This is a genomic window from Burkholderia torrens, from assembly GCF_984668525.1.
This window is the reverse complement of record NZ_OZ480212.1, coordinates 1,022,878-1,036,290: the sequence shown is the minus strand read 5'-3', so window position 1 is coordinate 1,036,290 and position 13,413 is coordinate 1,022,878. Positions and strand designations below refer to the sequence as shown.

The following is a 13,413-nucleotide window of genomic DNA, read 5'->3' as shown; positions in this document are numbered from 1 at the left end:
CGGAACGATGTGGCGATGCGCAGCCGGGCGCGGACGATCAGCGCGCCTGACCCGATTGCTCGCGATCGGCCGCGTCCAGCCCCTCCGGGTCGCGCTTCGCCCACTGTCTTGCCCATCCCAGCAACGGCTGCAGCGCCGCTTCGAGCCGCCGGCCTTCGGCGGTCATGCAATAACCGCCCTCCCCGTGCTCGACGAGGCCCGACGCCTTGAGCTCGGCCAGCCGCGTGTTGAGCAGGCGCGCGTTCGTTTCGCAGGCTTCCTGCAATGCGCGGAACGTGAGCGGCGCGCCTCGCAGCTCCCACAAGATGCGCAGCGCGGTGCGGCGCCCGAGCAGATCCAGCACGACCATGATGGGCCGCCCTGTCGTCGATCCGCGAACGCGTTGTCCGATTCTTGGTGTCGTCATGCTTTACTTTTTAAAGCAACTGGCAGGCAGAGTCAATTGCCATAACCGAGCCTCGCCTCTGCTTTACTTTTTAAAGCACGGTGCCCACGCTGCCACTGACCCTGAACCGGAATCGGTCCCGGTCGGAAGTGAAGATTTCCTGCTTGGAGGTCCGGTTTTCGACCTCTCCGTCCGGTTGCAAACCCCAACCGGACGGTCGACAGGTCGATCAACCTCAATTGCTGAAGATCAGACCGCGCGCGGCGCCATTGACGTAAATCCGGCCATAGGTGTTCCAGTCGCCGGCCATCACGCCGGAGTCGCCGAATTGGTGCGCGTCATCGTTGAAGCGCGCCCACGTTGCACCACCGTCGTCGGAATGGTAGATGCCCCAGACGCCGTTCATCGTGCCTTCCACGTAGACCGCGGCCGAGTACGGCGAACCGGTCGGTGCCTTGCCCAACGCGATCACGGTGGCGCCCGGTGTGTCGCTGGTCGACGCAAAGGCGCCGAGCTTCGCCCAGGTCGCGCCCGAGTCCACCGAGTGGTACACGGCCGTGCCGTCGGCCAGCCAGAGGTCGCCCTCGGCGTTCGGGTTGACCGCCATCGACGTATCGCGCCACGAATTCCAGGCCAGGTTCGCGTTCACCGAGCCCTGGCTCAGCGTGAACGTGTGGCCGCCGTCGTTCGACACGTAGATCTTGCCGCGCTGCCAGCTCCACGATGCGCCGCCGGAGTCGTAGGCATAAACCTTCTTCGCATTCTTGCGGTCTGCGGCCAGGCGATAGGCACGCTGGAAGCCGTTCCAGGTGGCGCTGAACGCCGGCAGGTTGGTGGCCGTCCAACTGGCGCCATTGTTCGTCGTATACGACGGCACCGAGTCCGGCGGTGCCCAGGTCACGTTGTTGCGGGACGGTACGACAAGGTTGCCCACGTTGCTCTGGCTTGCCGCGGCGCCGTTGGGCAGCGACGCGAACGTCGCCCAGCTGTTGCCGCTGTCGCCCGACCAGAAGCCCTTGGTGGCATGGCCGTTGGCGTTATCGACGCCCGCGGCGGCGATGTACGTCGGATCGGACCACGACATGTCGGCCGAATTGCCGCTGCTCCATGTGTTCAAAGGCCCTTTCGTCGGCCTCGTCGAGAGATCCGTATTGACCCACGTGCCGATGTCGCCGGCGCTGTTGATGAACTTGTACGACGCACCGGGCGGCGCCGTGACGAGCGCCAGCGTCACGGTTTCCTCGAGGTTGTCGACCTTGGCGCTCCAGGTTGGCGTGGGCGACGACGCGTTCATGGTTTCGCAGATGCCGCCGCCGTGGACGTGCATGACGTGATCGCGATTGGCTGGGTCGATGGCGACGCCCTCGACCCAGCCGGCGCAGCCACCCGCGGCAAGGCCGGTGTGCGGCATGCCGGCCTCGATTTCGCGCCACGTACTGCCGCCGTCGTCGGATAGCTGGATGGTCTTGCTGGTGTCGCTCCAGCCAGTCATGCCCAGTGCGATGCGGGCGGACGCGCCCAGACCGGAGACGGACAGGCCGCCAAAGCCGTTGCTGCTGGAGCTCTTGAGCAGCGTCCAGTTGCTGTTGTTGCTTCCGCCGAACTTGTAGAGATAGCTCGGTCCGCCGATGCCCTGGCCGACGCCCGCATTGAACACCACGTAGAAGTTGCCGTCGGACGTGCGCACGACGTGCGGGATGTAGTAGCCGGACACCGTCGACGGGACGGGCACCGGCGTCCACGAGAAGCCGCCGTTGATGGACTTGTACAGGGTCGACGTCAGGCCCGCCGCGTTGGCGTAGTCCGGGGCGACGGTGGCCCACATGATCCAGGTCGGCTGGCCGCCGCCCGTGCCCGACGTGTCGAAGATGACCTGCTCGACGCCCAGCGGGGAACCGCCGCCGCTGATCGTGGTGGAGGACAGACCCGTGACCTGCGTCCAGGTGCGGCCCGAATCGGCACTCTTCCACAGGCCGGCCGTGCGCGATCCGTAGAACAGCGTCGACGGATTGTTGGGGTCGACCTGCAGGCGCTCGCCCGTGGCCCGGCCGTTGTCGTTGCCGCCCACCGGGAACGGCAGGTCGTAGTGCGTCCAGGTGTTGCCGCGGTTGCTCGAGATGTAGATGCGGCCGTTGTGACCCTGCGTCACGGTAATGCCGGTCATCATGTAGACGAGCTGATCGTTGTTCGGGTCGAGCGCGAGGCTTTCGACGCCGTGGAAATCGCCCTCGCCTGAACCGAAACCGATGCCGTCGGTGATGGGCGTCCACGTCGAGTTGGCCGCGTTCCAGCGGTACGCGCCGCCGACGTCGGTGCGTGCGTACAGCAGGCTCGCGTTGGCTGGATGGTAGATCAGGCCGGTGACATAGCCGCCCCCGCCCCACTTGACGCTGGTCCAGCTGGCCGCCGGCAGGTTGCTGCTGCCATTTCCGCCGATCTGACTACGATTGGCGGCTGCATTGGCACCCGCATTGGTCACGCCTGTCGCGCTATCTGATCCGCCATCACAGCCCCATAGCGTGCACGCCATCGCCGCAACGGCAATCCATCGTTGAGAAAACACGGTCATCGGAGAAATCCTGAAAGGAAGAGGTTCATCGCAGGGCCCGCCATCGGGCCCCGCGCAATCAATTCGCCATGAGCGATGCAATCTGCGCAGCGCTGAGCGCACCGCGATAGATGCGGAAATCGTCGATCAGGCCGTGGAACGTGGCGTCGGCACTGTATTGCGATTTGCCAAGCCAGTTCTGCGTGGTACGGCCCAGGCGGAACGGCGCCTGGAACATCGCCGTGTTGGTACTCACGGGCGTGCCGTCCACGTATATCGTGCCGGTCGAACCCGACAGCGTGACGGCCACATGCACCCATCGCTTGCTCGGCAGCTCGGTGGGGGCGTCGATGATCTGCTCCGGCGGGCCGTCACCGGGGCCGTTGGCCGTCATGGCGAAGCGCATGCCGGCCCAGCCGTTGCGCATCTGCCCACGCGGCGTGAACATCATGTAGCGGTGGAAGCCCGTGCCGAAGTCGAACAGGCGTGCCCACGTTTGCGCGCCGTTCCAGAACACCCAGCTGGCGATGGTGAAGTCCGACACATCGGCCAGCAGGTCGTCGGGCAACGCCACATACGCGCCCGAGCCGTTGAGCGAGACCGCGTTGCCGCTGTGCCCCGCTGCCCACGTTGCGCCGTTGAGCGTGCCATTACGCCCGTTGCCCGAGCTATCGGCGGCCGTGATGCCACCGCCTTCATCAAACGCGAGGTGCGCGAGCAGTTGCTGCGCCGTGATCACTTTCACTTCGTTGGAGAGCGCCGATTCGCCCGCAATCGTTTGCGCTGTCACGACATAAAAATACGTGCCGGCACCGCCTGGCATATCGGTATAGGTCAGCAGATCGGTGATACCGCTCTGGATGGTGCTGTACGGTCCGCCGGCAATGGTGGCGCGCTTGACGTTGTAGCTGACGGCGTTGCTGCTGCCCCACCACGACAGCACCACCTTGCCCGCGCTGGCGTAGCCGGTCAGGCCGGTCGGCGTTGCGGCAGGGGTGCCGGGGTCGAGCGTGCAGGTGAGCGTGCCGTAGCCCAGCTGGTCGAAGCCGCCACTGTTGGGGCCGTAGTTGCCGCCGCCGCCTTCCGGTGCCACAAGCTCGGCAGCGCGCTTGGTGTAAGGCGCCGCCAGACCTTTGCGGTTGATGTAATGGTTGGCCACCAGCGCCCAGCAGGGCCGCCCCAGCGCGCCGCCTTGCCCGCCGGCGGCGAACTGCGTCTGGATGACGCCGGCGCTGTTCTGGTACGTGACGAAAGGCACCGTGTAGAACGCGCCGTCTGCCTGCTTCAGGTTGGCCTTGGCCACGTATTCCGCACCCGCCAGAAAGCGATTGTTGTCGTAGCCGTACAGGTCGATGCCCTGATTCCACGCCATCTCGCAAATGGCGCCCGTCAATGCAATGCCGAGCGTGCTGTGGCCCTGGTCCCGGCCGGCTTCCTGCCATTGCCCGAGGTTGCCGGGGTGCAGGTAGTACACGGCTTGCCGGATACAGCCGTTACTGCCACCGGTCTTGAAATGGGTGACGGCCTCGTTGACGAGCTCGGCATCGTCGCACAGCACGCCGATGGCCAGGACGCACGCGATGTTGGACAGGCCCCAGTTGGCCCAGTAGTGCGTGTCCATCGCGGTGTCGATGCGGGTCAGGAAAGCATGGCTGACCGGGTAGAAGACATTGCGCATCATTGCCTGAAACGCCGCGAGTCCGGCCGGACTCCAGCCACTGTAGCCGCGCATGATTTCGGCTGCGTTGGCGAACTCGTAGCCGTATATGCCGGCAGCGAGCGCCACGTCGCTGCCGCCAAGCGTCGTCAGCGTCGACGCCCATTGGTCCAGATACTCCACAGCTTTGTCGGCATAGCGTTTGTCGTCCGACACCTTCCAGCGCAGCGCGTCGCCATAGGCGGCGGCGATGTCGTTGTAGAGGGCGCCGTAGTTCTGACCATGCATGGGATCATTGCCGCGATAGATGCCGACCTGCGGGTTCGGCTTGTTCGTCAGGCGCGTGTGACCGTTGGCGACGAGCACGTTCCAGCTGTCGACCCACGGAGAAGCTTGGGCGCCGACTTTGGCGCGCATGCGTTCGAAATCCGCCTCGGTATGCAGCAAGCCGGGATGCGTGAAGGCACGGGTTTGGGCAGTGCCTGCAGACGTCGCCCCTGCGTCGATACCGTCCGAAGCGGGAGCCACTCCGGACGCCTGGCCGGTGCCGTTTGCCGATATACGCTCACCGCCTGTAACCGCGTTGCTTCCGTCACCGCCGCAGCCGGCCAGAAGCGTTGCACCGAGCCCCATCACGAAATGGCGTCGTGCAATATTCTCGATGTCGCCAAGTGGGACGACTTCCTCGGACAGCATCGTCGATGCTCCGTTGTCTCGCATGTCTGGATCCCCAGTTTTTTAGCTATGGTCGAAGCGGCACAAATGTACGAACCGTTCCGTATTCATCAGGAACGCGTAGCATTCTATCCAGCACGACAGGGATGTAATCAAGCGAAAAAAAACATATTCGCTAATGACATGCAGTTGTCACATCGGTGATGCAGGTTCTGCGCCCCGTTGCGGAGCTTGACGTCGAAAGTTGAAATGGCTCCCCCAAGGTAACAGGCGATCATGTGTCTACAGCGGGCCAACGCCTCGTACGTCATCGGCCGCTGCGTACCTGACGGGGGCGGTTACGCGAAGGGGAACGGGCCTTCGAAATGCCCCACGTAGCACAGGTGGGAGACCGCTGACCGGCCTCGATCCGTCCAGCGATGCAGCATGTATGCAGGCGGTTCGAGAAAAGAAGCGGGCTGCGCGTCCGCTTCCACTCGTAGCGCAATCTGAGTGGTCGTGCTCGGGCAGGTGAATACCGGAACGCTTCCAAGACGCGTCTGCATCGACCGGTGGACGTGCCCGGCAAGAATGCGATCTACGTTGCCATGCCGCGCGAGAACCATCGCAAATGCATCCGCATTGCGCAACCCGTAGATGTCCAGATAAGGAATGCCGGTCATGAACGGTGGATGATGCATGACGATAACCACGGTCCGGCTGCGATGCTCGGTCAGTTCAGTGTCGAGCCATGCCAAGGTTTCGGCGTCCAGTTCACCGTGATGCAGTCCCGGAACCGAGGTGTCCAGCGCCACGAGGCGTAGTTCACCCACGTCCAGCGCGAACGAGAGCGCACCCTCGTTCGGAAGCCACGCGTGATCGGGGAACGCGGCTCGCAGATTGCCACGGTCGTCGTGATTACCCGGCAGGACCACGAACGGTCGCCGCAACCCGACAAGCAACTCGCGAAGCTTTCGATACTCGTCTTCGGTGCCCTCGTCCGTAAGGTCGCCGGAAATGACAACCAGGTCTGGCTCGGGTCGAATGCGGTTCAGCGAATCGACCGCTGCCGAAAACATTGCATTTGAATCCACGACGTCTTGATACAGCGCGCCGTGAGGCCGGACATGAATATCCGAAAGTTGTGCGATGACCGTCACTCGGCGCTCCGTTGGCTTTGACCTGCCCGTACATGGATCAAAGCGATTCTAGGCCGGACAAAATTCGCCCATCGACAGCGCCTTTCCGTGACAACGATCTTGCTCCACGCGCTCCCAGTCGTGCGTCCGAGCAGCTGATTCGCGATGACAAGCAGACGCCGGGTGGCGAAGCACGAACGACCGCTTCCGCCGGAGGCCGCCAGCCACCGCCCTGCACCGCTCGACCGACGACTTCCAACCGTGGCTGTGCAGTTCGGCGTCCCGCTATGTGACGTGGCAGCCGATTTCGGCGGATGGCGCGCTCATCATGCGCCGAGCGCGCCGCGGCAGCCGCGCATACACGGCCGCACGCCCCGTCAACGCGACGTGCCTTCGTCGCGCGCGGGCCCCGCTATCAGGACATCGGACAATTTCAGCACGGGACAATGCGCACCGGCGCCGGCAACGGCATCGCGGTACGTATCCGTGACGGCCGCCGCGATCGCATGAGCCGCCTCGACGCCTTCGGCCATCGCCGAGTAGTAGGACAGATCCTTGAGCGCGTTCGCCATATGGAACGGCAGCGCGGACGTGTCGCCGGTCTCCAGGAACGGACGCAGCCGGTTCAGTGCGGCGCCGCCGCCACCGCCGTTGGCGAGCACGTCGGCCAGCACCGCGACGTCCACGCCCGAGCGCTTCGCGCACGCAACGGCTTCCGACAGCAGCGCGATGGTCCCGAGCGAAACATAGTTGTGCAGAAGCTTCATGCTGTGGCCGGCCCCGACATCGCCGACGCGCGTGATGTTTTCCGCGAAGCACGCGAGCACCGGCCTGATCTCCGCGAACGCCCCGGGCGACGCACCGACCAGCAGGTTCAGCCGGCCCTCGTGCGCCTCCCTGGCGCCGCGCGTCATCGGCGCGTCGACGAAGCGCCCGCCTGCCGCTTCGACCAGCCGCGCCATCCTGACGGTCGACTCGGGAACGGCGGTCGAACAATCGACGACGATCGCGTTGTCCTTCAGGCCGGCCAACACGCCGTCTTCACCGGTGAGAACCGCTTCCACTTCGGGGGAGCCCGTCACGCAGAGGATGATGACGTCCGCTTGCGCGGCCAGTTCGCGCGCGGTCCGCACGGTCCGTACGCCGCCGCGCAGCAATTCGTCGAGCGGCTGGTTGCCCGGATGCTCGACGACCGTGAGCGGATAGCCGTGCTTCAGCACGTTGCGTGCAATGCCATGCCCCATCAAGCCCACGCCGATCAGGCCAATCTGCTGTTTCATGTCGTTCCCGTCAAAAGATGGCGCCGCGGCGCAGCGTCCGCGGCGAAATGGATTGCCGTTACCGGTCGACCAGCCGCGACGGCAGCAGCATCGTGAGGACGATGCCCGACAGCAGGCACCCGACCATCAGGAACAGCGGCGCGGCGAGACTGCCCGACATCTGCTTCAGGTAGCCGACCGCATAGGGCCCGAAGAAGCCGCCGAGATTCCCGAACGAACTGATCACCGCGATGCCCATCGATACCGACGCGGTGCCGAGCGCCGCGGTCGGCATGCTCCAGAACAGCGGCGGAAACGAGATGAGCCCCGCGTTCGCGATGCAGAGCGCGAACATGCCGAGCCATAGCTGATCGTGCCAGACGACCGACAGCCCGAGCCCGATCGCGCCCATCAGCAAAAGCGCGGCGACGTGCAGCCGCTGCCGGCCGCGCCGGTCCGCGCTGCGTCCGAACAGGACCATCACGACCACGGCCACCGCATTCGGCAGCGCGGCGAGCAAGCCGATGACGAAATCGCTGCCGATGCCCATCTGCTTGATCATCGTCGGCGCCCAGAATGTATAGCCGTAAATCGCGAACACGTCGAGAAAGTAGATCACGCAAAACGCCCACACGAGCCAGTTCGAGAACAGGCCGCGGTGATTGACCGACTCGGTCGTCGCGCGGTCCTCCGCCAGCACGCGTGCCAGGATGGCGCGCTCCGCTTGCGAGAAACGCTCGCTGCGCGTGACGTCGTCGTCGAGGCCCTTCCATACATACAGCGCAGCCACGAATGCGGGCAGCGACTCGAGAATGAAGATCCATTTCCAGCCCGGGATCTGCATCGCCCCGTCGAAATACTGAAGGATGAAGCCGGTCAGCGGCGATCCGATCAACCCGGCCAGCGCGAGCGCCGCATAGAACATCGAAAGGATCCGCGCGCGCCGCCGCCCCGGGAACGAACGGGCCATGTAAAGCACGATGGCCGGGATGAAGCCGGCCTCGGCGACGCCGAGCAGGAAGCGCATCACGTAGAACTGCATCGGCGTGGACACGAACGCCGTCAATCCCGACACGACGCCCCACGACACGACGATCCGCGTGATCCAGCGGCGCGGCCCGACGCGCACCAGCAGCATGTTGCTCGGCACCTCGAAGATCACGTAACCGAGAAAAAAGATCCCCGCACCGAAGCCGAACACCGCATCGGAAAAGCCCAGGTGCTGGCTCATCTGCAGTTTGGCGAAGCTGACGTTCACGCGATCGATGTACGACGTGACGTACGCGAACATCAGGATGGGGAGGATTTGCACGGCGAGCCGACGAAAGATCCGGTCCTCCGTTGCGAGGTCGTGCGCCGATGCCGGGGCTGCGAGGTCGCCCGGGTTGCAGGTCGCGTCGATTTCCACGTTTGTCTCCGAAAGTTCTTGGATGGCCCCGCGTGCATGCTTGCATTGCCGCGCGTGCAGTCGCTGTCGAGATAGGTGTGTGCGACAGGGGACGGTTCGAATCTACCGGCTGCCCCGCGCACTCGATATGCGAAATCCTTCAAGCGGCACTTCGAATATCTCGAACGCACGGGCCTGCCGGCATCGTACGGTGCGATGCACAAGCCGCCGATAAAACGGATTCCAGCCTCCGATCGCTCGCACGACACGGGCCGGTGCGGCGTGACGGCGGCGTCGCGGTGTGCGGCGCACCATTCGCGGCCAGTCAGGGTTAGCACCACTTCGCTCGATACCGTGGAGCGCATCGATGAATGACATACTTGCCGCAGTTTCAACCGGAGTCCGCGCTTGTTCGATCTCACGTCCCTCGCCCTGTTCGTCCGTGCAGCCGAGCTGGGCAGCCTGTCGCGCGCCGCGCAACAGTCCCACATGTCGCTTTCCACCGCAAGCCGCCGGATCGCGCTGCTCGAGCATCACTTTCGCGTGGTGCTGCTGAACCGCACGGTGGCCGGCGTCGAACTCACGCCTGCCGGCGAAGCACTGTTGCGCCACGCGACCGACCTGCTGCTGCGCACCGATGCGATCTACAGCGAGCTGTCCGACTATACGAAAGGCGCGGTCGGCCGCGTCCGCGTGTTCGCGAACATCTCGGCGATCAGCCAGGATCTTCCCGATCAGTTGCGCGCGTTTTCGCAACGCTATCGCGACATCAAGCTGCAGATCAGCGAGCTGAGAAGTTCCGACATCCTGCAGGCGCTGCGCGAAGGCCGCGCGGACGTCGGCATCGTCACGTCGCGCACCGCGCCCGAAGGGATCCACCTCGCCCCCTACTGCATGGACCGGGCCAGCGTGGTCGTGCCCGACGACTACCCGCTCACCGGCGACGCGATCGACTTCAGCGCGTTGCTCGACCACGATCTGGTCGCGCTCGACGACCGCTCGGAACTCACGCGGTCGCTCGTCCGGGAAGCGGCGCTGCTCGGCAAGTCGGTCCGCTTCCGCGTGCAGGTGCAGAGCTTCGAAGCCATGTGCCGGCTGATCGCCGCAGGGCAAGGCATCGGCATCCTGCCCGAGCGCGCGGTCGCGCTGTTTCGCGAACCGATGCGCCTGCGCTTCATCCGCCTCAACGATCCGTGGGCGAACCGCGTCATGTCGGTCGGCATTCGCGCCGGCGCCGTGCCGCTGCCGACGCGCAAGCTGTTCGAGTTCCTCGCATCGTTCGCGCCGCCCTCGCTCGTCTCCGGTGAAGCCGGGCAATCGACCGACTGACTGCGCCGCCACGCGTCAGCGCGCACCGGCGTGTTGCAGATTTTCGAAGATCCCGTTCACGGATCCGCACTTCCTTCCGGCGCCCGCGACAAAGTAGATTCGAAGGACAGATTCAACAGTCCGCCGGTTACCGCAACGGAAGAGACACAGGAGACACGCCGACGCGATCCGATGTGATCGGAGGCAGCGTCGCGTATCAACGGCCGCCGCGCAGCAGTTCGATGCGGGCCGGTTCGCACACCCTCCCCGTGTCTGCCCCTCCCGTGCGGGACGCCAGCTTCGTCCTGGAGGCTTCCCGCAAAATGAAGAACCCGCACCGCATCGCGGTCATCGCCGGCGACGGCATCGGCAAGGAAGTGATGCCCGAAGGCATGCGCGTGCTGCGCGCTGTCGCGGAACGCTTCGACATTCCGCTGGCGTTCGACGAGTTCGGCGACTGGTGTACCGATCACTACGTTCGCCACGGCACGATGATGCCGACCGACTGGGCACGGCAGATCGGCGCGCACGACGCCATTTTCTTCGGGGCCGTCGGCACGCCCGATATCGTGCCGGACCACGTCGCCGTGTGGGAATCGCTGATCAAGATCCGGCGCGAGTTCGATCAATACGTGAACCTGCGCCCCGTGCGCCTGATGCCGGGCGTGCCCGCGCCGCTCGCCGGGCGCCGGCCGGGCGACATCGACTTCATCGTCGTGCGCGAGAACACGGAAGGTGAGTATTCGTCGGTGGGCGGCCGGATGTTCGCCGGGACCGACCGCGAGATCGCCGTGCAGCAGTCGGTGTTCTCGCGCATCGGCGTCGACCGCGTGCTCAGGTTCGCATTCGAACTCGCCCGCTCGCGCCCGCGCAAGCAGCTGACGGCGGCGACGAAATCCAACGGCATCTCGATCACCATGCCGTTCTGGGACGAGCGCGTCGCGGAGATCGCCCGCTCGTTCCCGGACATCGAAACGCGCAAGTATCACATCGACATACTGTGCGCGCACTTCGTCCAGAATCCGGATCGCTTCGATGTCGTCGTTGCATCGAACCTGTTCGGCGACATCCTGTCCGACCTCGGCCCGGCCTGCACCGGCACGATCGGCATCGCGCCGTCGGCGAACCTGAACCCGGAGCGCCGCTTCCCTTCGCTGTTCGAGCCGGTGCACGGGTCGGCGCCCGACATCGCCGGTCGCGGCATCGCGAATCCGATCGGCCAGATCTGGTCGGCCGCGTTGCTGCTTCAACACCTCGGTCGCGGCGAATCGCGCTACGAAGCCGCGGCCGCCGAAATCGTCGCCGCGATCGAATCCGTGCTCGTCGCCGGCCCGCGCACCCGCGACATGGGCGGCACGGCCACCACCGAAGAACTGGGCGCCGCGATTGCGCACGCCATCGCGAATCCCGCATCGATCGAGGAATGACCCATGCAATTTGATCACTACATCGACAACGCCCGCGTCGCGCCGAATACCGGCGCGCGGATCGACGTCGTCGACCCGAGCACCGGCGAACCGTTCGCGACGATCGCGCGCGGCGATGCGATGGACGTGCAGCGCGCCGTTTCCGCGGCACAGCGCGCGATGGGCGACACGCTCGACGGCCCGTGGGCGAAGCTGTCGCCGGTCGAGCGCAGCAACTTGCTGTTCGCGTACGCCGCCGCCATCTCGCAGCATGCGGACGAACTCGCGCAGCTCGAGGCGCGCGACACGGGCAAGGCGCTGAACACCGCACGGACCGACGCAGCGGTGCTCGCGCGCTACCTCCAGTACTACGCGGGATGCGTCGACAAGCTGCACGGCGACACACTGCCCTACACCGCCGGGTTCACGGTATTGACGGTGCGTGAACCGATCGGCGTGACCGGCCACATCATTCCGTGGAATTACCCGATGCAGATCTATGGCCGCTCGGTCGGCGCGTCGCTCGCCGCCGGCAATGCGTGCGTGGTCAAGCCGGCGGAGGATGCGAGCCTGTCCATTCTGAGGCTGGCCGAAATCGCGGCCGAGGTCGGCTTTCCAGCCGGCACGGTCAACGTGGTCACGGGCTTGGGCGGCGAAGCCGGCTCGGCACTGTCGGCCAATCCCGGCATTCGTCACGTCTCGTTTACCGGATCGACCGGAACGGGGGCGCTGGTCGGCCGCGCGGCCGCCGAGCGTCACTGCCCGGCGGTGCTCGAGCTGGGCGGCAAGTCGCCGCAACTGCTGTTCGACGATGCCGATCTCGACCAGGCGCTGCCCGTCATCGTCAACGCGATCGTGCAGAACGCAGGGCAAACCTGCTCGGCCGGCAGCCGCCTGCTCGTCCAGCGCACCGTCTACGAGCGCGTGCTCGATCGTCTCGCCCAGCAATTTGCGCGGCTGCGTTCGGGGCCGCCGTCGATGAATCTGGAGATGGGGCCGCTCGTCAACGCGAAGCAGCATGCGCGGGTCCGGGCCATCGTCGAGCGCGCGCAGGCCGACGGCATTCGCGTGGCGGCCCGCGGCACCATCGCGGCCGGCGCATCGGGTGCAGGCTACTACCAGGAAGCGGTCCTGTTCCGCGACGTGCCGCCCGACAGCGAACTCGCGCAGGAAGAGGTATTCGGCCCCGTGCTCGCGGCGATGCCGTTCGACGACGAAGACGCGGCGGTCGCGCTCGCGAACGGCACGCAGTATGGCCTCGTCGCTGGCGTCTGGACGAGGGACGGCGCCCGCGCGCTGCGGCTCGCGCGCAAGCTGCAGGCCGGACAGGTCTTCATCAACAACTACGGCGCCGGCGGCGGCGTGGAACTGCCGTTCGGCGGCGTGAAGGCAAGCGGATATGGCCGTGAGAAAGGCTTTGAGGCATTGCTCGGCTTTACCGCGCTCAAGACCATCGCGATCAAGCACGACTGACCGCCGCAACGATGCGACGGCCGTTCGGGCCGTCGCCGGAGAATCGCCAGGTCCCGACTGACCATGGTGGGTGCCGGCGGCGGCGGCAAGACGTTCGGCAATCTGATCGTCGCGAACCACGTTGTCGATGTCGGGCAGATCTACGATCGCGACATCGCGTGCGCGCGTGCCGCCGTCCCTCCAGGCATTCCTTGACT

Annotated in this window: 10 protein-coding genes; 4 read left to right on the top strand and 6 right to left on the bottom strand. The window is 65.5% G+C overall.

Going from position 1 to position 13,413, the window contains the following annotated elements; translation table 11 throughout:
- Window positions 1–37 precede the first annotated feature (37 nt).
- The 6 genes from AC5LXX_RS20975 to AC5LXX_RS20950 all read right to left on the bottom strand — a co-directional run bounded on the left by AC5LXX_RS20975 (window position 38) and on the right by AC5LXX_RS20950 (window position 9,050).
- Window positions 38–349 carry a winged helix-turn-helix transcriptional regulator gene (locus AC5LXX_RS20975; RefSeq protein WP_226196263.1) on the bottom strand — a complete coding sequence of 104 codons (312 nt, stop codon included), beginning with the start codon at window positions 347–349 and terminating at the stop codon, window positions 38–40.
- A 271-nt stretch (window positions 350–620) separates the two neighbouring features.
- A complete protein-coding gene (locus tag AC5LXX_RS20970) occupies window positions 621–2,954 on the bottom strand; it encodes a WD40/YVTN/BNR-like repeat-containing protein (RefSeq protein WP_493412964.1) in 2,334 nt (777 codons plus the stop codon).
- 58 nt (window positions 2,955–3,012) lie between these two features.
- On the bottom strand, window positions 3,013–5,286 hold the full coding sequence (locus tag AC5LXX_RS20965) for a LamG-like jellyroll fold domain-containing protein (protein ID WP_493412963.1): 2,274 nt from the start codon (window positions 5,284–5,286) through the stop codon (window positions 3,013–3,015).
- Window positions 5,287–5,603: 317 nt separating this feature from the next.
- Complete coding sequence (locus AC5LXX_RS20960) at window positions 5,604–6,404, bottom strand: phosphodiesterase (protein ID WP_493412962.1); 801 nt, start codon at window positions 6,402–6,404, stop codon at window positions 5,604–5,606.
- Window positions 6,405–6,760: 356 nt separating this feature from the next.
- The gene (locus AC5LXX_RS20955) at window positions 6,761–7,663 is read right to left on the bottom strand and encodes an NAD(P)-dependent oxidoreductase (protein WP_493412961.1); all 903 of its coding nucleotides are present in this window, start codon (window positions 7,661–7,663) and stop codon (window positions 6,761–6,763) included.
- Between the two features lie 58 nt (window positions 7,664–7,721).
- Entirely contained in the window at window positions 7,722–9,050 is a 1,329-nt protein-coding gene (locus AC5LXX_RS20950) for an MFS transporter (RefSeq protein WP_493412960.1), read from the bottom strand.
- A gap of 387 nt (window positions 9,051–9,437) precedes the next feature.
- On the opposite strand from AC5LXX_RS20950, the gene AC5LXX_RS20945 reads away from it, so the two are divergent.
- From AC5LXX_RS20945 to AC5LXX_RS20930, 4 genes are all read left to right on the top strand, one after another.
- A complete protein-coding gene (locus AC5LXX_RS20945; RefSeq protein ID WP_493412959.1) occupies window positions 9,438–10,358 on the top strand; it encodes a LysR family transcriptional regulator in 921 nt (306 codons plus the stop codon).
- 302 nt (window positions 10,359–10,660) lie between these two features.
- Window positions 10,661–11,764, top strand: a complete 1,104-nt coding sequence (locus AC5LXX_RS20940) for a tartrate dehydrogenase (protein ID WP_493412958.1) — start codon at window positions 10,661–10,663, stop codon at window positions 11,762–11,764.
- A 3-nt stretch (window positions 11,765–11,767) separates the two neighbouring features.
- Window positions 11,768–13,216: an aldehyde dehydrogenase family protein gene (locus AC5LXX_RS20935; RefSeq protein ID WP_493412957.1), complete on the top strand. Its 1,449-nt coding sequence runs from the start codon at window positions 11,768–11,770 to the stop codon at window positions 13,214–13,216.
- 63 nt (window positions 13,217–13,279) lie between these two features.
- The gene (locus AC5LXX_RS20930) at window positions 13,280–13,411 is read left to right on the top strand and encodes a hypothetical protein (RefSeq protein ID WP_493412956.1); all 132 of its coding nucleotides are present in this window, start codon (window positions 13,280–13,282) and stop codon (window positions 13,409–13,411) included.
- The last annotated feature ends 2 nt before the right edge of the window (window positions 13,412–13,413 follow it).

Excerpts from the sequence above, each read along its gene's own strand:
- AC5LXX_RS20975 (WP_226196263.1), bottom strand. The coding sequence starts at position 349 with ATGGTCGTGCTGGATCTGCTCGGGCGCCGCACCGCGCTGCGCATCTTG.
- AC5LXX_RS20970 (WP_493412964.1), bottom strand. The coding sequence starts at position 2,954 with ATGACCGTGTTTTCTCAACGATGGATTGCCGTTGCGGCGATGGCGTGC.
- AC5LXX_RS20965 (WP_493412963.1), bottom strand. The coding sequence starts at position 5,286 with ATGCTGTCCGAGGAAGTCGTCCCACTTGGCGACATCGAGAATATTGCA.
- AC5LXX_RS20955 (WP_493412961.1), bottom strand. The coding sequence starts at position 7,663 with ATGAAACAGCAGATTGGCCTGATCGGCGTGGGCTTGATGGGGCATGGC.
- AC5LXX_RS20940 (WP_493412958.1), top strand. The coding sequence starts at position 10,661 with ATGAAGAACCCGCACCGCATCGCGGTCATCGCCGGCGACGGCATCGGC.
- AC5LXX_RS20935 (WP_493412957.1), top strand. The coding sequence starts at position 11,768 with ATGCAATTTGATCACTACATCGACAACGCCCGCGTCGCGCCGAATACC.
- AC5LXX_RS20930 (WP_493412956.1), top strand. The coding sequence starts at position 13,280 with ATGGTGGGTGCCGGCGGCGGCGGCAAGACGTTCGGCAATCTGATCGTC.